The sequence below is a fragment of the Aggregatibacter valvarum genome (assembly GCF_980468985.1).
On the sequence record NZ_OZ413141.1, the window covers coordinates 1,688,527 to 1,714,727 of the forward strand.

At 40.9% G+C, this 26,201-nt stretch carries 24 protein-coding genes; 15 read left to right on the forward strand and 9 right to left on the reverse strand.

Going from position 1 to position 26,201, the window contains the following annotated elements:
* Window positions 1-113 precede the first annotated feature (113 nt).
* A complete protein-coding gene (gene mpl / locus AC30SF_RS07980) occupies window positions 114-1,487 on the forward strand; it encodes a UDP-N-acetylmuramate:L-alanyl-gamma-D-glutamyl-meso-diaminopimelate ligase (protein WP_489608108.1) in 1,374 nt (457 codons plus the stop codon).
* Window positions 1,488-1,513: 26 nt separating this feature from the next.
* Window positions 1,514-2,095: a uracil-DNA glycosylase family protein gene (locus AC30SF_RS07985; RefSeq protein ID WP_489608109.1), complete on the forward strand. Its 582-nt coding sequence runs from the start codon at window positions 1,514-1,516 to the stop codon at window positions 2,093-2,095.
* A 115-nt stretch (window positions 2,096-2,210) separates the two neighbouring features.
* Here the strand turns inward: AC30SF_RS07985 and AC30SF_RS07990 are convergent, their stop codons facing one another.
* Together AC30SF_RS07990 and AC30SF_RS07995 are read right to left on the reverse strand one after the other, a co-directional pair.
* Window positions 2,211-3,473 carry an HlyC/CorC family transporter gene (locus AC30SF_RS07990; protein ID WP_209364336.1) on the reverse strand — a complete coding sequence of 421 codons (1,263 nt, stop codon included), beginning with the start codon at window positions 3,471-3,473 and terminating at the stop codon, window positions 2,211-2,213.
* Between the two features lie 75 nt (window positions 3,474-3,548).
* Complete coding sequence (locus AC30SF_RS07995; RefSeq protein WP_489608110.1) at window positions 3,549-4,343, reverse strand: cytochrome C assembly family protein; 795 nt, start codon at window positions 4,341-4,343, stop codon at window positions 3,549-3,551.
* 152 nt (window positions 4,344-4,495) lie between these two features.
* On the opposite strand from AC30SF_RS07995, the gene ffh reads away from it, so the two are divergent.
* From ffh to AC30SF_RS08030, 7 genes are all read left to right on the forward strand, one after another.
* Entirely contained in the window at window positions 4,496-5,875 is a 1,380-nt protein-coding gene (gene ffh / locus AC30SF_RS08000; protein WP_006716828.1) for a signal recognition particle protein, read from the forward strand.
* Between the two features lie 152 nt (window positions 5,876-6,027).
* A complete protein-coding gene (locus AC30SF_RS08005; protein ID WP_489608320.1) occupies window positions 6,028-6,267 on the forward strand; it encodes an integrase core domain-containing protein in 240 nt (79 codons plus the stop codon).
* A 235-nt stretch (window positions 6,268-6,502) separates the two neighbouring features.
* Window positions 6,503-6,943, forward strand: a complete 441-nt coding sequence (locus tag AC30SF_RS08010) for an HvfX family Cu-binding RiPP maturation protein (RefSeq protein ID WP_005699852.1) — start codon at window positions 6,503-6,505, stop codon at window positions 6,941-6,943.
* A 34-nt stretch (window positions 6,944-6,977) separates the two neighbouring features.
* On the forward strand, window positions 6,978-7,214 hold the full coding sequence (gene hvfA / locus AC30SF_RS08015; RefSeq protein WP_297928848.1) for an oxazolone/thioamide-modified RiPP metallophore HvfA: 237 nt from the start codon (window positions 6,978-6,980) through the stop codon (window positions 7,212-7,214).
* Between the two features lie 76 nt (window positions 7,215-7,290).
* Window positions 7,291-8,211 (forward strand): HvfB family MNIO-type RiPP peptide maturase, encoded by a 921-nt coding sequence (locus tag AC30SF_RS08020; protein ID WP_046953480.1) that lies wholly within the window; start codon window positions 7,291-7,293, stop codon window positions 8,209-8,211.
* Window positions 8,201-8,914: an HvfC family RiPP maturation protein gene (locus AC30SF_RS08025; protein ID WP_489608111.1), complete on the forward strand. Its 714-nt coding sequence runs from the start codon at window positions 8,201-8,203 to the stop codon at window positions 8,912-8,914. The genes AC30SF_RS08020 and AC30SF_RS08025 overlap by 11 nt, the downstream gene beginning before the upstream one ends.
* A gap of 462 nt (window positions 8,915-9,376) precedes the next feature.
* Entirely contained in the window at window positions 9,377-10,171 is a 795-nt protein-coding gene (locus tag AC30SF_RS08030; protein WP_297928843.1) for a formate/nitrite transporter family protein, read from the forward strand.
* Window positions 10,172-10,318: 147 nt separating this feature from the next.
* Here AC30SF_RS08030 and putP read toward each other — a convergent pair whose 3' ends face one another.
* Both putP and putA read right to left on the reverse strand, forming a co-directional pair.
* Window positions 10,319-11,809, reverse strand: coding sequence for a sodium/proline symporter PutP (gene putP / locus AC30SF_RS08035; RefSeq protein WP_109103596.1), 1,491 nt, complete (start codon window positions 11,807-11,809; stop codon window positions 10,319-10,321).
* Window positions 11,810-11,821: 12 nt separating this feature from the next.
* Window positions 11,822-15,274, reverse strand: a complete 3,453-nt coding sequence (gene putA / locus AC30SF_RS08040; protein ID WP_489608112.1) for a bifunctional proline dehydrogenase/L-glutamate gamma-semialdehyde dehydrogenase PutA — start codon at window positions 15,272-15,274, stop codon at window positions 11,822-11,824.
* A 967-nt stretch (window positions 15,275-16,241) separates the two neighbouring features.
* On the opposite strand from putA, the gene AC30SF_RS08045 reads away from it, so the two are divergent.
* Both AC30SF_RS08045 and AC30SF_RS08050 read left to right on the forward strand, forming a co-directional pair.
* Window positions 16,242-16,400 carry a hypothetical protein gene (locus tag AC30SF_RS08045; protein ID WP_489608113.1) on the forward strand — a complete coding sequence of 53 codons (159 nt, stop codon included), beginning with the start codon at window positions 16,242-16,244 and terminating at the stop codon, window positions 16,398-16,400.
* A 63-nt stretch (window positions 16,401-16,463) separates the two neighbouring features.
* Entirely contained in the window at window positions 16,464-16,739 is a 276-nt protein-coding gene (locus tag AC30SF_RS08050) for a hypothetical protein (RefSeq protein WP_489608114.1), read from the forward strand.
* Between the two features lie 28 nt (window positions 16,740-16,767).
* On the opposite strand, the gene AC30SF_RS08055 is transcribed toward AC30SF_RS08050, so the two are convergent.
* Together AC30SF_RS08055 and AC30SF_RS08060 are read right to left on the reverse strand one after the other, a co-directional pair.
* A complete protein-coding gene (locus AC30SF_RS08055) occupies window positions 16,768-17,205 on the reverse strand; it encodes a DNA repair protein (RefSeq protein WP_109059941.1) in 438 nt (145 codons plus the stop codon).
* The gene (locus AC30SF_RS08060; RefSeq protein WP_489608115.1) at window positions 17,205-18,239 is read right to left on the reverse strand and encodes an IS1595 family transposase; all 1,035 of its coding nucleotides are present in this window, start codon (window positions 18,237-18,239) and stop codon (window positions 17,205-17,207) included. Before AC30SF_RS08060 ends, AC30SF_RS08055 begins: the two co-directional genes overlap by 1 nt.
* A gap of 104 nt (window positions 18,240-18,343) precedes the next feature.
* Between AC30SF_RS08060 and AC30SF_RS08065 the strand changes: the two genes are divergently transcribed.
* The 4 genes from AC30SF_RS08065 to AC30SF_RS08080 all read left to right on the forward strand — a co-directional run bounded on the left by AC30SF_RS08065 (window position 18,344) and on the right by AC30SF_RS08080 (window position 22,497).
* Window positions 18,344-18,685 carry a helix-turn-helix domain-containing protein gene (locus tag AC30SF_RS08065; protein ID WP_489608116.1) on the forward strand — a complete coding sequence of 114 codons (342 nt, stop codon included), beginning with the start codon at window positions 18,344-18,346 and terminating at the stop codon, window positions 18,683-18,685.
* A 5-nt stretch (window positions 18,686-18,690) separates the two neighbouring features.
* Complete coding sequence (locus AC30SF_RS08070) at window positions 18,691-20,073, forward strand: AAA family ATPase (protein ID WP_489608117.1); 1,383 nt, start codon at window positions 18,691-18,693, stop codon at window positions 20,071-20,073.
* 17 nt (window positions 20,074-20,090) lie between these two features.
* Window positions 20,091-20,699: a hypothetical protein gene (locus tag AC30SF_RS08075; RefSeq protein ID WP_489608118.1), complete on the forward strand. Its 609-nt coding sequence runs from the start codon at window positions 20,091-20,093 to the stop codon at window positions 20,697-20,699.
* Between the two features lie 661 nt (window positions 20,700-21,360).
* The gene (locus tag AC30SF_RS08080) at window positions 21,361-22,497 is read left to right on the forward strand and encodes an IS1595 family transposase (protein WP_489608119.1); all 1,137 of its coding nucleotides are present in this window, start codon (window positions 21,361-21,363) and stop codon (window positions 22,495-22,497) included.
* Between the two features lie 285 nt (window positions 22,498-22,782).
* Here AC30SF_RS08080 and sucD read toward each other — a convergent pair whose 3' ends face one another.
* The 3 genes from sucD to odhB all read right to left on the reverse strand — a co-directional run bounded on the left by sucD (window position 22,783) and on the right by odhB (window position 26,128).
* Entirely contained in the window at window positions 22,783-23,655 is an 873-nt protein-coding gene (gene sucD, locus AC30SF_RS08085; protein WP_048749544.1) for a succinate--CoA ligase subunit alpha, read from the reverse strand.
* A gap of 11 nt (window positions 23,656-23,666) precedes the next feature.
* Window positions 23,667-24,836, reverse strand: coding sequence for an ADP-forming succinate--CoA ligase subunit beta (gene sucC, locus AC30SF_RS08090; RefSeq protein WP_212510544.1), 1,170 nt, complete (start codon window positions 24,834-24,836; stop codon window positions 23,667-23,669).
* An 86-nt stretch (window positions 24,837-24,922) separates the two neighbouring features.
* The gene (gene odhB / locus AC30SF_RS08095) at window positions 24,923-26,128 is read right to left on the reverse strand and encodes a 2-oxoglutarate dehydrogenase complex dihydrolipoyllysine-residue succinyltransferase (RefSeq protein WP_111294789.1); all 1,206 of its coding nucleotides are present in this window, start codon (window positions 26,126-26,128) and stop codon (window positions 24,923-24,925) included.
* Window positions 26,129-26,201 lie beyond the last annotated feature (73 nt).

Genomic DNA, 26,201 nt, shown 5'->3' on the forward strand with positions numbered 1-26,201 from the left:
CTTGCCTTATTATAACAGCTCCGTTTTCAGATGATTAAAAAGATTCCTATTTCTGTGATTCACAACACATTTTTCGCCTTTACATCAGAAATTGGAATGCATAAGGACTCCAAATGACAACCAAACATCTTCATATTTTAGGTATTTGCGGCACGTTTATGGGCGGTATTGCCATGATCGCCAAACAAATGGGCTACCACGTCACCGGCTCTGATACCAACGTTTACCCGCCGATGAGCACGTTCCTCGCAGAAAATAATATTGAAATCATACCGCACTTTGACCCAAGCCAACTGCAACCGGCGCCGGATATGGTGATTGTGGGCAATGCCATGAAACGCGGTAATCCTTGTATTGAATATATGTTGGCAAACAACCTGCCTTATACCTCCGGGCCACAATGGTTACATGATCATCTATTGCGTGATCGTTGGGTTCTGGCGGTGTCAGGTACCCATGGAAAAACCACTACCACCGGGATGCTGACGTGGATTTTGGAACAAAACGGTTTGCAACCGGGCTTTTTAATCGGTGGCATTGCAGGCAATTTCGGGATTTCCGCCCGTCTAGGTAATAGCCCGTATTTCGTGATTGAAGCGGATGAATATGACACGGCATTTTTTGATAAACGCTCTAAATTTGTCCATTACAATCCGCGCACGTTGATTATTAATAATATTGGTTTTGATCACGCGGATATTTTTGACGACTTGAAAGCCATTCAACGCCAGTTCCACCACATGATTCGCACCATTCCAAATAATGGGCGAATTCTCTCTTTTGCAAACGAAAAAAGCGTGCAACAAACCTTGGCAATGGGGTGTTGGTCTGAATGCCAATATGTCGGTCGCGATCAGGAATGGTATGCGGAGCGCATTAAACACGATTGCACGGAATTCGCCGTGTTCCATAACGGTGAAAAAGTGGCAGAAGTGCATTGGAGCATCGTGGGTGAGCACAATATGCGGAACGGCTTGATGGCGATTGCGGCGGCGCATCATGCGGGCGTGAGTATTGAAAATGCCTGTGCTGCACTGGGGACATTTATTAACGCAAAACGCCGTTTGGAAGTGAAGGGCAATGTTCAGGGCGTGACGGTTTACGATGACTTCGCCCATCATCCAACAGAAATACAAGCTACATTGACCGCACTTCGCGATAAAGTGGGGCAAAATGAACGTATTTTAGCAGTGTTGGAACCGCGTTCTAACACCATGAAAATGGGCGTACATAAAGAGGAAATCGCGCCAGCCTTAGAAAAAGCGGATGCGGTATTTTTATTCCAACCGGACACCATTCCATGGAAAGTGGCGGATATTGCCGCGCATTTAACTCAGCCGGCGTATGACAGCGATAATTTGGATGACTTGGTTCATCACATTATTGCTGAAGCCAAACCGACAGATCATATTTTAGTGATGTCTAACGGCAGCTTTGGGGGCATTCATCAGAAATTGTTAGACGCATTGGAAAAGAAAACGGCGTAATCGTTAACACAACGTTGGAGGTGTGTATGCAAACGCAGGCTCAAATCACCCAAGCCATCATGGCGGATCCGGAAAATCGTTCTTTCACCGACAGTGGTATTGCACCCTTGTTCGCGGCGCCTGTTACCGCTCGCATTAACATTGTGGGGCAAGCGCCGGGGTTGAAAGCACAAAATAGTCGCTTGTATTGGAACGATCAAAGTGGCGACCGACTTCGTCATTGGCTCGGTGTAGATCGCGATCTGTTCTATCATTCCGGCTTATTTGCCGTGATTCCTATGGATTTTTATTATCCGGGCAAAGGCAAATCCGGTGATTTACCACCACGTAAAGGTTTTGCCGCAAAATGGCATCCTCAAATTTTGGCACAACTCCCCCAACTTGAATTGACCATTCTCATCGGGCAATATGCTCAGCGTTATTACCTGCCGGGCAATACGCTGAATGTGACGGACACAGTAAAAAACTACCGCGAATTTCTACCGCACTTTTTGCCCTTAGTGCATCCCTCTCCACGAAATCAACTCTGGCAGGCGAAAAACCCTTGGTTTGCACAGGAAGTCATTCCAACGTTACAAGCCTTGGTGAAGCAGATTATTGAAAAATAATCTTGCACATTCTGCGGCTGATGACATGTCATATTGATTTAAAAAAACAAAAATCCGTACCTTGTCTTCTCTGTTAAGATAGTTTTAGGTACGGATTTTTCTTCATCAAGACGCGCTATAATTTCACGACTTTTGCCTGTTTAATCATATTTTCACCCACTTCTAAAATGGTAATGCGTAAACCATTAATTTCACAGACGGTGCCTTCTTCAGGAATTTCTTCCAAATGCTCCAAGATCAAACCGTTAAATGTACGCGCATCTTCGGTGTCCAAATTCCAATGAAACATTTTATTTAAATCACGCAAATTGGCAGAACCTTCAATAATCATTGAACCATCAGATTGTGGCATCACTTCTTCATCAATGGTCGGCGTGTTAGAGGTGGTGAAATCGCCCACGATTTCTTCCAAAATGTCTTCCAAGGTAACCAAACCTTTAATATCGCCGTATTCGTCCACCACCAAGCCGATACGCTCTTTTTTATTACGGAAATTAGCTAATTGCGTCTTTAAGGCCGTGCCTTCAGGAATGAAATACACTTCATCGGCAGCACGAATCAACGTTTCTTTGGTAAATTCATTTTTTTCCAGCAACAAACGGAACGCTTCACGCACGCGTAAAATACCCAGTACGTTTTCGTCCATACTGCCTTTATACAACACCACACGGTTATGTGCCGCATGATTGAGCTGGCGCATGATAGATTTCCAGTCATCATCAATATCAATGCCGCCGATTTCATTACGCGGCACCATGATGTCATCCACGGTAACGGTTTCCATATCCAAAATAGACAGCAACATTTGCGGATGTTGCTCATCCGGTGTCGCTTCTCCCGCTTCGGAAACGATGCTACGCAATTCTTCGCGGCTAATGACTTGTTTCTTCAGATCCGGTTTTAAGCCCACTAAACGCATTAAAAATTTGGTGAACACATTCATCACCCAGACTAAAGGAGCAAAAACCTTGAGTAATGGGGTTAATAGATGGCTCGAGGTCAATCCCACTTTTTCCGGGTGCATCGCTGCCACAGTTTTGGGGAAAATTTCAGAGAAAATCAACATCACGAACGTTAATGCACCGGTGGCAATCGCCACACCGGCATCGCCATATAATCGCATCCCAATCACGGTCGCAATCGCCGAAGCACTAATATTCACAAGGTTATTAAAGATAAGAATAAAACTCAGTAGTTTGTCCGGTTTAGCAAGCAACATCTCCGCTTTTTTTGCGCCTTTATTGCCCTGCTCTGCTAAAAAACGCAGGCGATATTTATTTAAAGAAAGCAAACCTGTTTCAGAGCCGGAAAAATAGGCAGAAAGGACTAAACAGGCAATTAAAATGATAAATAACGTACTAAGGGGAATACTGTCCAAAGTGAAATCCTTACATTGACTTAAAAATAAAAAAGGCGGGAAAAACTCACCGCACTTTTTTCTCATTTACTGATATTACACAATCAGACGACTACCGAAATAAGCAATCGTGAGCAAAATCATACCTGAAATTGCATAAATAATCATCTTTTTTCCACGCCAGCGGTAGTGCTTATAGCCCAAAATCGCAATGCCGAATACAATCCAACCGAATAACGAAAATAAACCTTTATGAATATTATCCGGGGTCATAGCGTTAACCAAATGAAAGGTGCCGGAGATGAGGGTGAATGTCATCAATACTTCGCCACTGACCAATAAACGGAAAAAATGACGTTCTACCGTCATAAGCGGCGGCACCATTGGTGAAAAAGTCATCTTTTTGCTTTTCAAACGACGATCAAGCCAGACCAACTGAATCGCATACAGGGTCGCGATACAGCACACGGCATAAGCAAAAATCGACAAGCCGATATGAAAAAGCATAGACGTATTTTGGTTCAATAATTGAATAATGTGGCTTGGAAGAAAAGTGGCATAAATCAAATTAATAATGGAAAAACAATAAACAATCGGTAACACAAACCACATGGTGTTGACGCGCAACATGGCTAACGTGGCAAGTATAGCAATCATGACACTCATCAATGAAGCCACTTCCATAATGCTGAAATTCTGTCCTTCCGCTAAGTTTCCCAATAGTGGGAAAGTGCTAATAAGGTGAAAAACCACCGCCAAAAGTGCGGTCAAAAAAAACGGTGTTTTTTGACGTTTCACATCCGCGCCCGCCACTTGCGAGGTTAATAAAATGGGCGCAATGCGTAACACACTGATGAGGTAAAAAAGAATTGATAAAACAGCAAACCACATAATTATTCTTCCTTTGTTTTGTTGGCGTTTTATTCTAACGAGATCAAGCTAAAATCGCCACGACTTTATTTGACGTGAAAATGCACGGAATTTCAGTATAATGAACGGCATTTTACCGATGATGCCTTTCCGATTTAACCACAGGAAATATTATGTTTGAGAATTTATCCGATCGTCTTTCCAAAACCTTACGCAATATTAGCGGTCGAGGTCGTTTAACCGAAGATAACATTAAAGAAACCTTGCGTGAAGTGCGCATGGCATTGTTAGAAGCCGATGTGGCATTGCCGGTCGTGCGCGATTTTATTAACAATGTAAAAGAACGTGCCATTGGGGTAGAAGTCAATAAAAGCCTCACCCCGGGACAAGAATTCGTCAAAATTGTCCAAGCCGAATTAGAAGCGGCGATGGGTGAAGCCAACGAAAGTTTAAATCTGGCTACCCAACCGCCTGCCGTGATTTTAATGGCGGGTCTGCAAGGGGCAGGGAAAACCACCAGCGTGGGTAAACTGGCCAAATTTCTGCGTGAACGCCATAAGAAAAAAGTGCTTGTGGTGTCTGCCGACGTTTATCGTCCTGCAGCGATCAAACAATTAGAAACCCTTGCCCAAGCGGTTAACGTGGACTTCTTCCCATCCGATGTGAAACAAAAGCCGGTAGATATTGCGAAAGCCGCCTTGGCAGACGCGAAATTAAAATTCTACGATGTGCTGATCGTGGATACCGCCGGTCGTTTGCACGTTGATAGTGAAATGATGGATGAAATCAAGCAGGTTCACGCGGCGTTAAATCCCATTGAAACACTCTTCACCGTGGATGCCATGACCGGTCAAGATGCGGCAAATACAGCAAAAGCCTTTAATGAGGCTTTGCCGCTTACCGGTGTCATTCTCACCAAAGTGGACGGCGATGCACGCGGTGGTGCAGCACTATCGATTCGTCAAATTACCGGCAAGCCGATTAAATTCCTCGGGGTGGGTGAAAAAACCGATGCATTAGAACCCTTCCATCCGGATCGTGTGGCGTCGCGCATTCTTGGCATGGGTGATGTGCTTTCTTTGATTGAAGATTTAGAGCGTTCCGTTGACCGTGAAAAAGCGGAAAAAATGGCGCAAAAATTCAAAAAAGGCGACGATTTCACCTTAGAAGATTTCCGCGAACAATTACGCGAAATGAAAAAAATGGGCGGCATGATGTCCATGTTGGAAAAATTACCGGGCGCAAAAAATCTACCTGATCATGTAAAAAATCAGGTGGATGACAAAATGTTCAACAAACTGGAAGCCATCATTAATTCCATGACCTTAAAAGAACGCGCGAATCCGGACATCATCAAAGGTTCTCGCCGTCGTCGCATTGCTCTTGGTTCGGGCACGCAGGTGCAAGATGTAAACAAGTTGCTCAAACAATTTGACGAAATGCAACGCATGATGAAGAAAATGCGCAAAGGCGGCATGGCAAAAATGATGCGCGGCATGCAAGGCTTAATGGGCGGCGGGCTCGGCGGATTAGGCGGAATGTTTAGACGCTAAATGTACCCCTCTCCCCACATAAAAAGTGCGGTAAATTTTAAAAACATTTTCGGTATTATGTAGCAGTTGCACAAAGTCCTAAAATTGACTAATTTACCGCATAAATTTTCCATTTTTTCAAACTCAAGGTGTAGCTATTCCTCCCAATCTTCATTCAGGTAACCCAAAGTATGAGTCGCCAAGGTAACTATTGGGATAATGCCCCAATGGAGCGTTGGTTCCGCAGCTTTAAATATGAATGGATGCAAGAGGGCGACTATCTAACCTTGGGGCAAGCGATGGACGATATGAGAGCTTATGTGATGTATTACAATTTTGTTAGCCCACATCGTTACAATCAAGGTTTGCCGCCTGTTTTAACAGAAACAACCTATCGGGGACTGTTGAATTAGCTGATTACTACATTAATTAGTAAAAGATAAAAGGGCGAAGATTATTAGAATCTTTGCCCTTAATGTTATCTGCATTTTTACAAAAAATAATATTTTCAATTTTTTGAAAAAAAAGTGTAAGAAAAAAGGCTTATCTCCGACTAATAGAATAACAAGGAAGCATTTCCTACCATAATGAACTAAATAATTTCATAAAATAGCTAATCAATCAGAGGAAAAAATGAAAGATTGTAAGATGCAAGGTATTAGCAGCGGCGTGAGTTTATTGATTTTACGCTTTTTTCTTGCGTGGGAGTTTTTAGAGGCAGGGTTAGAAAAATGGAATGGTCAAAATTGGTTTACAGAAATACAAGATCGTTTTCCTTTTCCATTTAATCTTATTCCAGCCGATATTAATTGGCACGTTGCAATGGGATCTGAATTAATTTTCCCATTCTTGCTGATATTTGGGGTGCTAACACGTTTTAGTGCATTAAGTTTAACGATTTTAATCTCTGTCGCGTGGTATAGCATTCACGCCGATTCAGGTTATAACGTTTGTGATAATGGTTATAAATTACCCTTAATTTATGTGGTAACTTTATTAATCTTAATTACGCAGGGAGCGGGGAAACTCTCTTTAGACACGCTTATTAAGAAGGTTTATCCAACTAAAAGCTGGTTGAAATTCCTCTAACTATATATTCAATATCAAACTCTAGGAGATTTAAATGAAAAAATTATCCACTTTAGCCGCATTAGCAGGAGCATTAACGATGACAGCAGCTACTGTTGCACACGCTGAGCCAAAATCAAGCAGTACAGATAAAGCTGCAACACCTTGTGTGGGTGATAAATGTGTGAAAACAAAAGCTGCAGAAGGTAAATGCGGAGAAGGTAAATGCGGTGCGAGCAAACCAAAAGCCGCAGAAGGTAAATGTGGTGAAGGTAAATGCGGTTCTAAATAATCGTATTTAAATCTAGATGCCATCATGACACTGGTGTAAATTTACGCCAGTGTTGTTTTAAAAGGACTAAATAATTATGTTACAAGGTGCAGGATTAGGGTATCGTCGAGATTTAGCAGATGATTTTTTGAATCTATCATCAAATAATGCGATTCAGTTTATGGAAGTTGCTCCAGAAAATTGGGTAAAAATGGGGGGAGCTGCTCGTTATAAATTTGATCAGGCAGCAGAAAGATATCCACTTGCGGTACACGGACTATCGCTTTCATTAGGCGGACAAGCACCACTTGATCGCGAGTTATTAAAAAATACTAAAGCATTAATGACTCAATATAATTCGACATTTTTTTCTGAACATTTGAGTTATTGTGAATGTGAAGGGCATTTATATGATTTATTACCTATGCCATTTACAGAAGAAGCTGTAAAACACGTAGCACAGAGAATCCGCTATGTACAAGATTTTTTAGGATTACAAATTTCATTAGAAAACACCTCTTATTATTTACACTCTCCCACCAGCACAATGAATGAAGTAGAATTTTTAAATGCTATTGCACAAGAAGCGGATTGTGGTATTCATTTAGATGTAAATAATATTTATGTAAATGGCGTCAATCACGGTTTACTTGATCCTTATGTTTTCTTAGATCAAGTAGATGTGAAACGTGTCAATTACATTCATATTGCCGGACACGACGAAGAACATTCTGCGGCACAAGTTGTAGAGGATTTAGAAGGGGAATCATTTAATAAAATAAAAGGGGCATATCGCCATTTACCAGAGTTATTAATTGATACGCACGGTGAGGCAGTAAAAGGTACTGTGTGGGATTTATTAGAATATGCCTATCAACGACTACCTGTCATTCCGCCAACATTATTAGAGCGTGATTTCAATTTCCCTCCATTTGCAGAACTTTATGCTGAAGTTGAACATATTGCACAACTACAGCAAAAATATGCTCAAAAAGAGGTGATATCCTATGCAGCCTAAACCTTCGCTTATTGAAACACAAAAAGCACTTGCCACAGCAGTTCGGTTGGCTCATGCTCAGCCTCTAAATGGTTATGCTCCGAATCGCCTTGCTGTTTATGCTCGCTTAGTTCGAAATAACATCTTTGGTTTTATTGACCGTTGTTTTGTTGAAGCACCTAAACACGTTTCTGCTGAGAGTTGGTCTCAGACAAAAGAAGCGTTTGTACTAACAGGAAAATCACATTCGCCTTATTTTCAAGATATTGCTGGAGAATTTCTCTTATTTTGTCAAGAAAAAGAGAGTTTTGATACCAATATACTGGCATTGATGGATTTTGAAAATACACAATTACTTGCAGAAGTTTCTTTAGCCAAAGTACCTAAAAAATTTGAGTGGAATAAGCATAGCGTAATGCAGTTATCTGATGCCGCTTATTTAAAACGCTATGAAGTCGATTTTTTATCAAGCGATTTTAAACAATTTGATGAAAACCCTATACAGGCTGTTATATGGCGGGATAGCGATTTTAATATTCTGCAACAACGCTTATCTGAACTTGACTTTTGGCTATTAAGTTATATACAAGAACAACCTTCGTCTTTAGAAGAGGTATTATCTGCCTTAAATACTGTAGTTGAAGATAGCATCCCCTTAATTCCATTATTGGAAAACACTTGGGTGAATTGGATTAATGCTGAAGTGCTTTATCCCAAAGTATGAGTCGCCGAGGTAACTGTTGGGATAATGCCCCAATGGAGCGTTGGTTTCGCAGCTTTAAATATGAATGGATGCAAAGAGGGCGACTATATAACCTTGGGGGCAAGCGATGGACGATATGAGAGTTTATGTGGTGTATTACAATTTTGTTCGCCCACATCGTTACAATCAAGGTTTGCCACCTGTTTTAACAAAAACAACCTATCGGGGACTGTTAAATTAGCTGATCACTACATCCCTATTGAGTTAAAATTTCAATAGGAATTTTAAGATTTTTAATCGATTAAACCTTTGTGCAACTGCTACATAATACCGAACATTTTTAAAATTCACCGCACAATGACACGCCCAACGCTTATTCAATTTCGTTATAACTAAAACGCCATATATATACTTAACAATTCTTTCGTTTTTTTCTTTTGCTTTGCTAGATTTTTACCATCTTATTTCACTAGAGGAAAAACTATGCAACACCGTGATCTTTACCCCCATGAAATCTTACAAGATGTCATTGAAAAAAGTTATGCGAAATCAGAAGGACGCTTAAAAACGCTGGCGATTTTAAGCTTTTTAGGCGGTGGCTATGTCAGTTTTGGTTATATGGCGTATTTAAAAGTGGTGAGCGGCATTCCACCAGAATGGAGTGGATTAGCCACCCTGCTAGGCGCGGCAGTATTCCCAATTTGTTTAATTTGTATTTTAATCGGCGGCGGTGAATTGGCCACCGGCAACATGATGATGATGGCATTAGGCCGTTTAACCAGAAGAGTGAGCTTTAAGAAACTCTTTCGTAACTGGATTGTCGTCAGCTTAGGAAATTTAGCCGGTGCGTTATTTATGGCCTATTTCTTAGGGCACTATGTCGGGCTTTCAGAAGGTGCAGCTGCCGCAAAAACTATCGCCATTGCCGAAGCCAAAGTGCAAATGGATTTTGGTCGAGCCTTTCTTTCCGCCATCGCCTGTAACTGGATGGTCTGTATGGGCATTTGGTTCTATTTCGGCGCCAAACAAACCTCCGGCCGAATCCTTGCCATGTGGTTTCCGGTGATGATCTTCGTTCTTGTTGGATTACAACACTTTGTCGCCAATATGTTTATTATTCCGGCAGGCATTTTTGCCGGCGCCAATGTCACTTGGCACCAATTCTTCTTTAACATGATTCCGGTCTTTCTAGGCAATGTCACCGGCGGTGCAGCATTTGTGGGTGCCTCTTACCTTTATGCCTATCGTCATCTGTTAAAAGAAGATTATTGCATTTAGCCATAAAAAATCTGCACCTCAATGGTTGGATGTTGAGTCCAACGTTTGGGGTGCAGATCATTTTTATTTACATAATTAAATAAGAAATGTATAAAAATAGGGTGGAAATTCCGCCCTATTTTGCATTTAAATATGACCGCACTTTTTTTAGCGTCGTGCTTCAAATTCAGCTAAAGCAGCATCAAATTGTTCCATCACTTTCGGATGTACCGGTGCGAACACGGAAGAGGTAATGGTGATGAAAGAACAAACCAAGAAACCTGGGACGATTTCATAGAGGTGAGACAAATCTTCCCAGCCCAAGTATTTCATTAATGGACTCCAGACCACCACGGTGATAGCGCCGGATAACATTCCCCATAATGCCGCTTTGGAGCTAATATTGCGGTTGAATAAAGAGAGGATAACAACCGGACCGAATGCGGCACCAAAACCCGCCCATGCATAGGAAACTAAGCCCATTACTTTAGAGTTTGGATCTTGTGCGATAGCGATGGCAACCACTGAGATTAACAATACCATTAAACGACCGACCCAGACCAATTCAAGGCTTGAGGCTCCTTTACGGAAGAAACCTTTATAGAAATCCTCCGTAATTGCAGCTGAGCACATTAATAATTGAGCGGACAGGGTACTCATGACCGCCGCTAAGATCGCGGATAATACGATGCCGACAATCCAAGGGTTAAACATGGCTTTGCTTAATTCAATGAAAACTGCTTCTGCATTGTATAGTTCAATATTTTGGGTGGTGAAATAGGCCAATCCAAAATAGCCCACTGCAACGGCGCCGCCAAGGCAGAGGAACATCCAAGAAATTCCGATTCGACGGGCTTTTTCGAGAGAGGCGACAGAGTCTGCTGCCATGAAACGGGCAAGAATGTGTGGTTGTCCGAAATAACCCAAGCCCCAAGCCAATGCAGAGATAACACCGATACCGGAAACATTGTGCAGCCAGTTGCTGTAAGGAATGCCGGTGACGGCAGATTTAGCTTCCAAAGACATCGTGATTTCATCCCAACTGATGTTGAGCAATACCATAACCGGCGCAAGAATCAGGGCGAAAATCATTAATGAGGCTTGGATAGTATCACTCCATGAAACCGCTAAATAGCCACCGATAAAGGTATACGTAATGGTCGCTAATGCCCCTAACCAAAGTGCGGTGGAATATTCCAAGCCCAATAAGCTTTGGAATAACTTTGCTCCCGCTACCACGCCGGAAGCGCAGTAAATGGTGAAGAAGAAGAGAATAATGCCTGAAGAAATAATCTTTAATGCTTTTTTCTGACGCGGAAAACGTTGTGCAAAAAATTCCGGTAAGGTCAGCGCATTGCTATATTTCTCAGTGAAAATCCGCAAGCGTCCTGCCACAACGCGATAGTTCAGATAGGCGCCAACGGTTAAGCCGACAGCAATCCATGCCTCGGAAAGGCCTGATAAGAAAATCGCGCCGGGTAACCCCATTAATAGCCAACCGGACATGTCAGAAGCACCGGCAGACATGGCGGTCACGAAACTTCCCATTTTTCGACCACCCAAAATGTAATCATCAAAGTTTTTGGTGGAACGATAGGCGTATAACCCAATGCCTAAAATAATTGCCAAATAGAGGCCAAAGGTGATGTAGATTTGCATAAAACACTCCTTTTATTCTTCTTGAGAGGACATTAATGAGGTGTTTCCACCTGCCGCAGTGGTGTTATAACTGCGGGAAAATTCATCATACAATGGCAGTAAATCTTGGGTATCTTGCCAGTCGTAACATTTGAAAATAGCTTTACTGTTTTCAGCCAACCATTGACGTTTGGCTTTATCAAGTGCGGTCAAATAAATGCCTTTTTGACAATGACCTAACTTCGTATCAACACGAATCCCCGGTTTGGCTTTGGCGGCTAATGGATGCTGAGGTTCCACCAAAATGCTAAAACCTTTGGCGAGCAATTTTTCTGCCGCTTTTTCTGCTGCCGCTAAGTCGCCGTTGAGAATGGCCACTTCACAAGGCAGATAAGCTAAGGAGTTGTGTTCACCGGTGATACTTTCTAATACCGGTTTGGTTGTGCCTAGCGTATTTTCATCGCCAAATTGGCTGTAATAGCGAGGTGTACGAGTTAAGCGTTGCAAATAGAACTCACCGCCGGCTTTTGGTCCTGTGCCGGATAATCCGTGTCCACCGAACGGTTGAACACCAACCACCGCACCTACAATATTACGGTTGATATAGAAGTTGCCGCAGTTTAAGTGGCGTTCCACAATATCCATGTGTTTACGAATACGGGTATGGCAACCACCGGTCAGCGCATAACCTTTTTTATTTACCGCTTGGAGGACATTGAGCAAGTTATCTTTTTTATAACGTACGATGTGTAGAATCGGACCGAAGACTTCGCGTTGTACTTGATCGAGGTTATCCAACAAATACACACTCGGCGCCACGAAATGCCCTTGAGTTGGTGTGTCGATTTCCGCATAAGCACGGGCAACTTTTCGCATGGTTGCTTTGTGGTTTTCAAGATTTTGTTTGGCTTCTTCATCAATCACAGGACCGATGTCGGTTTCCAATAAACGTGGATCGCCCAAACTTAATTCTTTAATGGCTTCGGTGATCATCTTGTAATAGTGATCTGCCACATCTTCTTGTAATAATAAGATGCGTAATGCGGAACAACGCTGACCTGCCGAGTCAAAGGCTGAGCTGAGAACATCAGCAACGACTTGTTCCGGTAAGGCTGAAGAATCAACAACAAGGACGTTTTGACCGCCGGTTTCCGCAATCAACACTGGATCGTTATCTGCGAGTGTCAGACGTTGCTCAATGAGTTTGGCCACTTCGGTTGAACCGGTAAATACGACGCCATCAAAAGCTTGTTGCACTAACGCAGCCCCTAAATCCCCTGCACCTAACACCAGTTGCAGGGTTTCTTTCGGGATGCCGGCTTGGTGTAAGAGTTTCACGGCGGCATACGCAATTAATGAGGTTTGTTCAGCCGGTTTTGCAATCACTGCATTGCCAGCCGCTAAAGAAGCAGCAATTTGGCCGGTGAAGATGGCTAATGGGAAGTTCCATGGAGAAATACAAAGCACTTTTCCACGAGGCTCGGCAAGGTGATTTTGTGCTGCGAGCTGTTCTAATTGAACGGCGTAATAGCGTAAGAAATCCACGGCTTCACGCAATTCGGCAATGGCGTTTGGCAAGGTTTTGCCCGCTTCAACCACAGCGAGTTTCATCAACAAGCCGAAATGTTCTTCATATAAGTCGGCGGCATTGCGTAAAACGTTGGCTTTTTCCACCGCACTTTTAGCTTTCCATTGGGTATTGTCGGCAGCGGTAAACGCTTTTTCCGCCTGATTCACGGCTAAAAAGGCGACTTCTGCGACAGTTTCATTGAGATTTGCCGGATTAGTGACTTGATGGGCAGGGGCATTTTCGACATTTTCAAATGCGACTAAAGAGGTAGCGTTTTCAATGGTTGCCGCATTCAGCGCTTGTTCTAATCTTGCTAATTCCAATTCATTACTCAGATCGAAACCGGCGGAGTTTTTACGGTTTTTAAATAATTCTAGCGGTTTGAGAACAGATTTATTCGGCTCACCGTGAGATTTGGCATAAAGCTTCCATGGTGGTGTCACAAGTTGTTCGACCGGAATGTTTTCATCAACCAGCTGGTGAACGAAAGAGGAGTTAGCACCGTTTTCTAAGAGGCGGCGGACTAAATAGGCTAACAAGGTGGCGTGAGTCCCTACCGGTGCATAGACACGAACTTGTCGGTTCAGATTTTCTTTCCCCACAATATTGTCATAAAGGGATTCTCCCATGCCGTGTAGGCATTGGAATTCAAAGTTTTTACCTTGTCCTAATTCGTGAATCGTGCACATGGTTTGCACGTTATGGGTGGCAAATTGCGGATAAATGACATCTTGTGCAGCAAATAATTTTTTCGCACAAGCAATATAAGAAATATCGGTGTGATTTTTACGTGTGTAAAGTGGGAAACCGTCCAAACCATCTGCTTGAGCCCATTTAATTTCGCTGTCCCAGTAAGCGCCTTTAACAAGACGAATCATCAAATAGCCTTGTTTTTCTCGGGCTAAATTAATCAAATAATCCAATACAAATGGACAACGTTTGGAGTAAGCCTGTACTACGAAACCAATGCCTTTGTAGCCTTGTAATTCCGGTTCATCTAATAATTTTTCCACAAGATCGAGGGAAAGCTCTAAACGGTTGGCTTCTTCCGCATCAATATTGATACTGATGTTGTATTTTTTCGCTAATAAGAAGAGTTCTTTTAAGCGAGGGTAAAGCTCATTAATGGTACGATCATATTTGGAGCGGCTATATTTCGGGTGAATCGCAGAAAGTTTAACGGAAACACTGTTGCCGTTATAAATGGTTCTGCCGGCCGCATCTTTGCCCACTTCTTCAATGGCGTGTAAATAGTCATTGAAATAGCGTTGTGCATCAGCTTCTGTCATGGCAGCTTCGCCCAACATATCAAAAGAAAACGTAAAACCTTTTTCGTAACGTGGTTTGATGTTTTGCAGCGCCTCTTGCATGGTCACGCCGGTAACGAACTGTTTACCCAAAATCTGCATGGATTTGATAATTGCCATACGCATAATGGGCGCAGACAAACGGGAGAAACTACGGGTGAGCGCATTCGATAAACTGTTTTCATCAAGCGTTTCGCTGATTTTTTTACCAAAGAGTAGGCCATAACTTGCGGCGTTGATGAAGAACGAATTGGAATTGCCGATGTGAGATTTCCAGTTCCCTTCTTGTAATTTTTCATAAATTAAGTCATCGCGGGTTTGTGCATCAGGAATACGTAACAAGGCTTCAGCCAAGCACATTAACGCAACCCCTTCTTCACTGCTTAATGAAAACTCTTGCATTAAGGCATCCGCGCCATATTGTTTTTGTTTAAGTTGGCGTAATTTTTTAATTAACTTAATAGCATTGTCTGTGATGCGTTGTTCTTGTTCTGGAGAAAAATCTAATGTTTTCACTAAAGAATCGACCGCACTTTTCTCATCTAAACGATAGTTTTCAGTGATCGCTTGGCGAATAGGGCTATATTGTTTTGATAGTGTGAATTGCATGAGAGAACCTCCTTTTGTTATATAATTGTTAACAAAATATAGATGGTCTGTTTATTAGTAAACGACTTTTTTGGTGATCTGTGACTGAAGTCACATAAAAAATGAGGATTTATTGTTTGTAATCTGTACTATGTGGGTAATTTACATACTGAAAAAGACGAAAAAACAACATGCCAGTACATTTCATACACATGATTGTCACTTGTTACTAAAAATTATCGGGTTGACTCGCTTAACATGCTATTACACTCCGCAGAAAACAGCAGATTATTACACAATTTGACGGCGTATCCCCGAACTTTATTGAGTAAATCAGAAGCTGGATGGTTACCCCATCATTCTACGCAAGTTACATAGTGAAAGGATTTTCCCCTGTGGTAAAACAGTATTGGCTCAATTAAACGAAACGGGATTTAACGATTATTTACCCTGACCAAGGCTGTTCTTATAGGCTTGCCGATTATGGAAGGTATGGAAGGTATAATTTGCGAAGACAGTTCGTCTTATGCCCAAATTAAATAATTTAAGCTCTGTGCAACACAGAGCCTAATATTTAAGTAGGGTTTAGAATCGTAGCGTGCAACTTGTTGCACGAAATCATGAATGCCCGAAAGAATTAAATAACGTTCCGTGCGTAATTTGGTCGTGCATCAAGATGCACGCTACGCATGAAATCGTGAATTACGCATCGAGGTTAATTATTCGTGCAACAAGTTGCACACTACGCACAAAATCGTAAATTACGTATCGAGGTTAATTATTCGTACAACAAGTTGCACGCTACGAGGAAAGACTCCATACGCATAGCGTATGTTTTTTATAGCCAGACTTTGGCTGGCTATAATAAAAAGAAAAAGTGCGGTCTATTTTAAAAACGTTCGGTATTATGTAGCAGTTGCACAAAGACCTAACCGATTGAAAATATTAAAATCTCCATTGAAAATTTAACTCAATGGAGATTTTTATTATGGCGGAATCCCACCTTATTTCTCAATTTAGCAAATTAATTGAAAGCAGCTATAAAGAAAAAGCAATTCTTGAACATCAGCTTGAGCAGTTAAAACAACAGAAATCAGATTTAGAAGATAAAATACTCTGTTTTGAGAATACTTTGATGTACCTCTAACCCAATTTCGATTTAAGACAAATCAAAACACAATTTAATGCTTCAAAGCTAATAAAACCTAGTTTGTTTAAACAAAATCTTCAATTGTTGGTCGCAAGGGTATTAAAGCAAAGTGAACGTTGGAAAACATTATACTTGATTGCAAATGAGGCGTTGGTATTAGATAGTGGCAAAGATTATTTTTCACCTAAAAGAGAGCATGAATTAGCCGTTGCTCGCGTATTGAAAGAACTGTATAAGAAAGGAATTATTGAACGGAGAGAAGTTGAATTACATAAACGGACAATAAAGCGAGGATTTTTCAGACGTTCTGAATGGCGATTAAAACCTCTTGAGTAAAAATGGATAAGTAGCGGTAGAAATACCGCTATTTTTGTTTTAGCCGCCATTTGACATCAGTCACGCCTCTTTCTAACCGTTCTACGACGCCTTTTGTCAGCCAATGTTTTAACGCGCCACGCACGGAAACCGTATGTTTCGGACGAACGATAGGGTCTTGTCTGTCTTTTATTAAGACAATCTCAGTGATTTCATTGACCGTAAAATAATGGTCGGGTTGAGCTTTGAGTACCGCTAAGACCATTGGTCTTAATTTTCCACGGAATCTATGTTTGTAGGTTCGATATGAATAAACCTCAGTATCGTATTCATCGGTTAAGGCTTCATCTTCCATTACTTCGAGAGCATCGTTGAGTTTTTTAATTTTTCGTTCAACTAATTCGAGATGTTCTAGCACCTGTGTTCGTTCACGCTGCAATCGGTCGATTTTAGCCTGAATTTGGCTAAAGTAGATTTTATTTCCCATTACATTATCAGCCTTTCTGCTTGTCTATGATTACCTTGCCAATAGCCTTGCCAGTCTGTTGTATTGTCGGTAGCAAGACATTGCCCTAGCGTGCTGTTAAATAGGCTTAAATTATCAACACGGCGATTATCTTCTCGATAAGCACATTCGTTGGCGTAGTTATCAAGATACTTATTGCTGATTTTGTGGTGCGTACCGATAATCATACGTTTAAAACGGCTGAAATAGCTTTCCGCAAGATTGTTAGTGATACCGTCATCGCTGCGGTATTCTTTTTGATGGTTCACACGCCGCAAATCGTAGTGAATCATCAATTCGTCATAAGCCGAGTTTTCGTCTGCGTGAATACGGCTACCTGCCTTAATATAGCTTGTTGCCAGTTTATTCACGACTTGGCTATTTTCCGATAAAATCGGAAAGGTTAAGGTTTTCTTTGCGCCCACTAAATACGGATTTTCTACGGTTTCTTCCTCAGTGTAACGACTTCGCATTACCAAAATTGACCGCTTGTGAGGATTAGCATTTTCCTTCAGTCGTCTATCAACGCGTTCACTTTTCTTATTTTTAGGGCGTGGAGCGGAATGCACGTAAGTGCCGTCAATATGGATTTCACCCGAAAGCGGAAATAACTGTTTCTGAATTTGTAAACTTTCACGAATTTTGTGAGCAAGCGTAAAAGCCGTCTTATATTGCACGTTCAAGTCGCGCGAAAGTTGGCAAGCAGACAAGCCTTTAGCGGCATTAACAAATAAAGCTATCGCGTAAAGGTAGGTCTGAATAGACAGTTTACGGTCGGCAAAAATCGTGCCTGATGTGACGCTAAAGGTATGATGGCAATGTTTACACCGCCATTGATGGCGACTGGTAATGCGATAAGCAATATGTTGTACGCCACATTTCGGACACACCACATTTTCCTCACTCCCCCAACGAATTTGGCATAGCAATGCCCGCGCTTCGGTATCAGATAACTGTGCCATCTTAATAGGCGAAAGCGTGCGGGCTTTGCTTGAGAGGAGGAAGTTTTGAATCATAGTAATGAATGAAGTGTCCTTTAATTAGCAATAAAAAAGTTATATAATACACAATAGGCGTATTTTATACGCATTTGAATCAAAAGTCAATACAGGGTATCTAAATGCGTATATCTGAACGTCTAAAATTAGTTTGTGAAGAAAGAAAATGGAAGTTAAAAGATTTTTCTGAAATAACAGGCCTTCCTTACAGAACAGCTCAAGGTTATCTTAATGGTTCAAGAGAACCTAATTCAGAGGGGTTATCTATCATTTGTGAAAAAATAAATATAAATTTGAACTGGTTGGTTTGTGGAAAGGGAGCAGTATTTGGTGAGGGGTCTATGGATTTATCTATGACTGAGATTAAGTTGTTAAACGATTTTAGAAAGTGTAATGAGATCGGGAAGAAAGCTATTTTAGTTAATTGTAATGCGGTTTCTGAAATTATTGAATTTAAAGGTTAAATATTATGCGATTTAATATATCTAAAATTGGAAAAGTAAGATCGACTGAAATTGAGTTAAATGATCTCACTATAATTTGTGGAAAGAATAATACTGCTAAAACATATATAACGTATACTTTATATGGATTTATGGATTTTATTGAAAATCTTAGATTTGAAATATCAGATTTTTTTAAAGATGATTTAATGATTTTTGAGACTTCTAAAGAGGAAGAAGTAAGAATATCAATAAATCGTTTAAAAGACTTTGTTAAAAATGATTTGACACAACAATTCTCTAGAACTATACCTAATTTATTCTCTAGCAAAAATAAAGCTTTTAATGATTCTTCATTAAAATTATTAGATGATTTTAATATAAAAGATATTTATTTTGATAGATTTTCTTTTCTTGGCGGCTTTGCAATTGAAATAATAAAAAGAAAAGAGGATGAATATTTTTCTATAATAAAAACAAGTGTGCAAAATGAAAGTTTAAAAAATAAAGATGAGCTAAGTTCTAATTTACTTTATTTCGCAATTAATAATGGAATTAAAGCTATAATAAGGGAAGTTATTCTAAATAAAATACCAAATGCTTTTATTTCTAGCGTTGAAAGAAGCGGCATTTCACTTTTTCAAAAGGAAATAACCTTATCCAGAAGTAGAGTTTATGATGAGTTTTTCTATAACAAAAAGTCTATTAAGGATTTATTTTCTGAAACTAATAGAAACAAATTTAGTGCATATCCTTTACCAATAAGAGATAATCTTAAGTTTGTTCAAGATTTATTTTTTACAGATAGAGAATTAAGCCCATTTATAAAAAATCACGACTATCTTCTTCATGAGTTTAGGGATTTAATAGGTGGGGAATATTTAATTGATGATGATAATGAAGAAGTTAGATTTATTCCTCATAATGAGAGCTTAGAGTTATCAATGATGGAAAGTTCTAGTTCTATTCGTTCTTTATGCGACTTGGGTATTTATTTGAAATTTTTTGCAGAGGAAGGTGATCTAATAATAATAGATGAGCCTGAACTGAATCTACATCCAGAAAATCAAAGAAAATTAGCTAGACTTTTTGCCAGATTAATAAATAGCGGTCTAAAAATATTAATTACAACACATAGTGATTATATTATAAAGGAATTATCTATTTTATGCATATTAAATAGTAGAAAAAATATTTTGCCAAGTATCAATAAAATATCTAATGTAAAATATGAACTAAGTAATTTATTAGATTTAAAGAGAGTTAATGTATTTTTATCAAAAGTTCAAAATGAGTATATAAACCTATATCCTTGCGAAATTAACGATATGGAAGGGATCATACTTCCAACTTTTGATGACACAATTCAAGACATCAATAACATTATGGATGAAATTGCATTTTCTTAAAAAATCTGGGTTTTAGTATGTTAGAATACATAAAAAAGGTAACTAAAAAGGAAATAATTAAAGAGCCTTGTATAGAAAATGGGAAAGGATATTTACAATTATTTGAGAAAAATGAGCAGGGAGAATTATTATATACTTTTACTTTTTTTAATGTCCCTCAAGATAGCATTTTAATTAAGCTGGACGAAAAACTTTTAGAAACTAGGAATATTTTTATTAGCTCTAGTAGTGAAGAATGCAAAAACAAAAATGATTTTGAACATTATTTGTGTAAGAAAGCAGATTATCTTTTAATTGATTTAGAAAATAAAGCTATATTTGTAATTGAACTGAAATCTTCCTCTTGTAGTGAAGATCATATTATTGCTCAATTAAAAGGAGGATTTTGTATTCTGAAATACATTGAAGCCATAATAAATAATTTTTCTAATCTATTTAGATACAAATCATCTTTAGATCTTCCTTTTGATGGTTTCTCATATCGTTTTATCTCAATTAAACATATTAGAAATGCGACCAAAGGAAATAAGTTGTGTAACTCTAAAAACTATGAAGATTTTTCATCTGCTGAAAAGTTTTTACATATAAGAGGTAGAAATAAGATTATATATCCTCATTTAATATAATTGTATAAAACGGCAAGCATCAATGTCTTGCTGTTTTTATAATTTGAATTAAGTCTTTTAAATGTATTATTTCAACATTCTTCTGCGCAAGCATCTTCTTCAACTTTATCTAGTTGGTTTGCTATATATATTAATTATGCTAATCACTGCTATCGGTGAGGTAAATTTTGTCATTTTCTCAATCGTAATTAGAGCAGTATAAGACAACGCCGAATCGAATAAATTTGGTGAAAATCCTATAATAGGATTACGAAGAAGAGTGGCAATAAATAACACTCGGAAGCAACTTCAAAAGAGGTTGCTTTTTTGTTTGACAAAAACACTTTAAAGGACTACATTTAACTGAGTTTGCAAGGAAGTTTTCCCTGTAAATGATACAACGAGCCAAAGAATGCAACTTCATTCAATCACCAATTGACACACATTAACAGGCGTGTAGCGAATGTTTAGGTGGCAGAAAATTTCATCTTGCGGATTTTTTGTTTTAGCACTCGTAATTTCACTCATTTTAAAATGAGTTTTTCCACAAATTTCTTGTGGTGTACTAACGGTATTCGAGGCATAAACGCTTTGAGCCGACTTGAGATTTTCAGGTGGGCGATTTTTCGTGTCTGGCGTTTAGCAAATCTCGAATGCCTTGTACTACACAAGGAAATTCGCAATGGCTCAACATTATTTACTTTCAAGCAAATCAAAAAGCATCAATTTAAAAGATATTTTACGCCTTACAGAAGAAGATGCTTTTCACCTTTTAAAAACTCACCGTTGGGGAAATACTGGTAATATTCGTGATGTGTGTTGTCCGCATTGCGGCATTCGTCACGAAGCCTACTTCCTTAAATCTCGCAAACGCTGGTGCTGCAAGCATTGCCAACGTCATTTTTACGTTACCACCAACACCATTTTCTCTTTCCACAAGCTTCCGTTGGTCGATATTCTTGCTGCCGCGTTATTGATGGTAAATAGCTCAAAAGGCATTAGTGCCATTGATATTAGTCGCCACCTCAACATCAATTACAAAACGGCTTTCGTACTTTGCCACAAGTTGCGTGAAGCCCTGTTCAAAACGCGTGATTTACGCCCAATGCAAGGCGAAATTTACGAAGATGGAATGTGGATTAACTTTACCCTACGCCCAACTAATTTCCGTAAGAACAACCACAAACAACGCCAACAAGCGGACGAAAAAGGACGGAAATTTCCCAAATTTAGACCGACTAAACGCTGTATTATCAGCCTTAACCAACGTTCCGCCAATGATGAACAAATGTGGGGTTCAAACCGCACTATCGTGGCAATGGATTATACCGAAAATGCTGATACTGTTTTTGCATTGAACCAACGTTTCGTAAAAGCAGGTAGCGATATTATGTGTGACGAAAACCCTGCCTACAATAATCTTAATTTTCATTACAACCGTTGGTCGGTGAATCATCAAGAGGCTTATAGTGCGAAAGGTGTAAATAATAACATTGCGGAATCCTTTAATGCCAGAATGCGCGACTTAATGCGTGGCACACATCACAAAACCGATAATAAATACGCCTTACATTACGCCAATCAAGCGGCATTTATGTCAGACAATCGTAGAAAATCGAATAGTGAATTATTCTCCGACGTGCTTCAACGCTGTCTATGGGCATTGCCACTCAAAGAATGGGTCGGTTACTGGCAAGGAAATCACCGTCAAGGTGAGTTAATCGGAATGAAAGCCTTTGCCCCCGAAGAAATTTCACAAAACTACTTCAAGCGACTAGAAGAACAAATGAAGTACGATGAAATGCTGTTAGCTGCGTAGATTGCAATAGCCTTAGCGATATTTCATCAAATTTAAATAGAAAGGGATAATTAGCTTACCGAAATCACGGTCGAGCGGATTTCTCATGCCTAAATCAGCGGAAAATGAAGAATTTGCGTGAAAAATCGCGTAGAATTTCAGGAAAAATAAATGCCTTTCGCAAGATCATCTCGGAAAGGCACTTAATTTGGAATGTGGTTTTAGTCAATTTTCGGTCTTTGTGCAACTGCTACATAATACCGAAAACGTTTTTAAAACCGACCGCACTTTTTTCGTTCAAGGCAATTATTTATTCAACATTTCTCTTAACGCTGAACCGATTTCTGCCAAACTTCTCACGGTTTTCACACCGGCAGCTTCAAGCGCCGCAAATTTTTCATCGGCAGTGCCTTTTCCACCACTGATAATGGCACCGGCATGCCCCATGCGTTTGCCTTTCGGCGCCGTCACGCCGGCAATGTAGCTTACCACCGGTTTGGTTACATGCTCTTTAATGAACGCTGCCGCTTCTTCCTCCGCGGAACCGCCAATTTCGCCGATCATGACAATCGCTTCTGTTTGTGGATCCTCTTGGAATAGTTTCAAAATATCCACAAAATTGGAACCAGGGATTGGATCGCCGCCGATACCCACACAAGTGGATTGGCCAAAACCTTCGTCAGTGGTTTGTTTCACGGCTTCATATGTCAACGTGCCTGAGCGAGAAACAATGCCAATTTTTCCTTTTTTATGAATGTTGCCCGGCATGATGCCGATTTTGCATTCTTCCGGTGTAATCACGCCCGGACAGTTTGGCCCAATCATGCGCACACCGCTTTGATTCAAGCGTTGTTTCACCACCAGCATATCCAAGGTTGGGATGCCTTCGGTGATACAAATAATTAATTTAATCCCGGCATCAATCGCCTCTAAAATCGCATCTTTACAGCCCGGCGCCGGCACATAAATCACCGTTGCTGTGGCACCGGTTGCCTCGACTGCATCGCGTACGGTGTCAAACACAGGCAATCCTAAATGGGTCGTGCCACCTTTGTTTGGTGAAACGCCCCCCACCAGTTTAGTGCCATAGGCTAATGCTTGTTCGGAGTGGAATGTACCTTGACCGCCGGTAAAACCTTGGCAAATCACTTTTGTATCTTTATTAATTAAAATTGACATGCTATTGCTCCTTATGCGTTAGCCTTTGCCGCTTTCACCGATTCTACCGCCGCATCAGTCAACGTTTGGGCAGCAATAATATTCAAACCGCTCTTCGCTAAAATTTCACGGCCTAACGGGGCATTGTTACCTTCTAAACGCACCACCACAGGCACGTTGACACCCACTTCATTCACTGCCGCTACAATCCCTTCTGCAATCAGATCGCAGCGTACAATACCACCGAAAATATTGACGAGTACCGCTTTGACATTTTTATCAGAAAGGATGATTTTGAAGGCTTCCGCAACGCGTTCTTTGGTTGCGCCACCGCCGACGTCCAGGAAGTTTGCCGGTTGACCACCATGCAACTTCACAATATCCATTGTGCCCATGGCAAGCCCTGCGCCGTTCACCATGCAACCGATATTGCCGTCTAATGCCACGTAGTTAAGTTGAAAACTTTCCGCTAAGGCTTCGCGAGGGTCTTCTTGGCTTGGATCTTGCATTGCCGCTAAAGCCGGCTGACGATATAACGCATTGCCATCCACCACGATTTTGGCATCTAAACAAAGGAGATTGCCTTCTTTGGTGACTACCAGCGGGTTCACTTCTAATAAGGACAAATCTCTTTCGACGAACATTTTTGCCATTTGAGTAAAAATATGGGCAAATTGTTTCACTTGATCGCCTTTTAAACCCAATTTAAACGCCAGCTCACGCCCTTGATATGGCATACCACCGGTAAGCGGATCAATCGCCATTTTGTGTAATAAGTGCGGTGTTTTTGCCGCGACTTCTTCAATATTCATTCCACCCTCAGTGGACACCATGAACACCACACGTTGAGAAGCACGATCGAGCACCGCGCCTAGGTACAATTCACGTTCAATTTGTGAGCCTTCTTCTACATAAATCGTGTTTACCGGCTGACCATTAGCATCCGTTTGGAAAGTGACCAAGCGTTGCCCTAACCATTTATTCGCAAACTCTCTGACTTCCGCTTCGTTGCGTACAAGTTTCACGCCACCCGCTTTACCACGTCCACCGGCATGCACTTGACATTTCGCCACCCAAGCATCACCGTCTAACTGTTTAATCGCCTCTGCCGCTTCATCTGCGGTTTTACAGGCAATGCCTTTGCCCACCGGCAATTTGTATTCGGCAAAAACTTGCTTACTTTGATATTCATGTAGATTCATAGAAAATCCTCTGTTAAATGCCCTAATTTTTATCGTCTGTTGAAACAAAGAACCGCCTGTCTTACGCACACGCGGTTCTTCTTTCTTTAGATTTCTAGCAATAATCTTGTTGGGTCTTCCAACAATTCTTTCACGGTGACCAAGAAACCCACAGACTCACGACCGTCAATTAAACGGTGGTCATAACTTAATGCCAAATACATCATTGGGCGAATCACCACTTGACCATCCACAGCAACCGGACGCTCTTTAATGGCGTGCATACCCAAAATCGCGCTTTGCGGTGGATTGATAATTGGGGTGGACATCAAAGATCCAAACACACCACCATTGGTAATCGTAAAGTTACCGCCGGTTAAATCTTCCACGGTTAACTTACCATCACGTCCTTTTTCCGCTAAGGCTTTAATCGATTTTTCAATGTCTGCCATAGAAAGGTTGTCGCAATCACGCAACACCGGAGTCACCAAACCACGTGGCGTGGAAACCGCAATACTCACGTCAAAATAATTGTGATAAACCACATCGTCACCGTCAATGGAGGCATTCACTTCCGGATAACGTTTCAAGGCTTCCACCACGGCTTTAATGTAGAAAGACATAAAACCTAAACGTACGCCGTGTTGTTTTTCAAATTTTTCACCGTATTGTTTACGCAAATTCATGATCGGTTTCATATCCACTTCATTGAATGTGGTTAACATCGCCGTATTATTCTTCGCTTCCAACAAACGCTCTGCAATACGTTTACGTAAACGGGTCATCGGAACGCGTTTCTCACTGCGTGCGGAATATGCCATGGTGCTGACTGTTGTTTCTGCCGGTTTAGGCGCAGCTGCACGTTTTGCGATAACCGCTTCAACGTCTTCGCGGGTAATACGGCCACCAACACCGGTACCTTTCACCTCAGAAGCTTGAATATCGTGTTCCGCCAATAAACGACGAACTCCGGGACTTAACGCATCCGTGGTATGAGGTTCATCCGGTACTTCGGTGCGACGATCCGCCGGTGTCGGCTCTGCCGTTTTTTCCATGGCTGCTGCAGCGGCTGTTGCGGAAGCTTCCAATTTACCCAACAACTGCTTGCTCACCACTGTGGCACCTTCATCCTGCACGATTTCACTGATCACGCCGTCAGCTTGCGCCGGCACTTCAAGCACCACTTTGTCTGTTTCAATTTCCACAATCACTTCATCACGTTTCACCGCATCGCCTGCTTTTTTATGCCAAGTGGCGACTGTTGCATCAGCAACTGACTCAGGCAAATCCGGGACAAGAATTTCAATAGTCATAATTTCATTCCTTTTTTGTATTCATTTAGCTAAGTATCAATGTTGTTAAGCATAAAGTGCGGTCGTTTTTCAA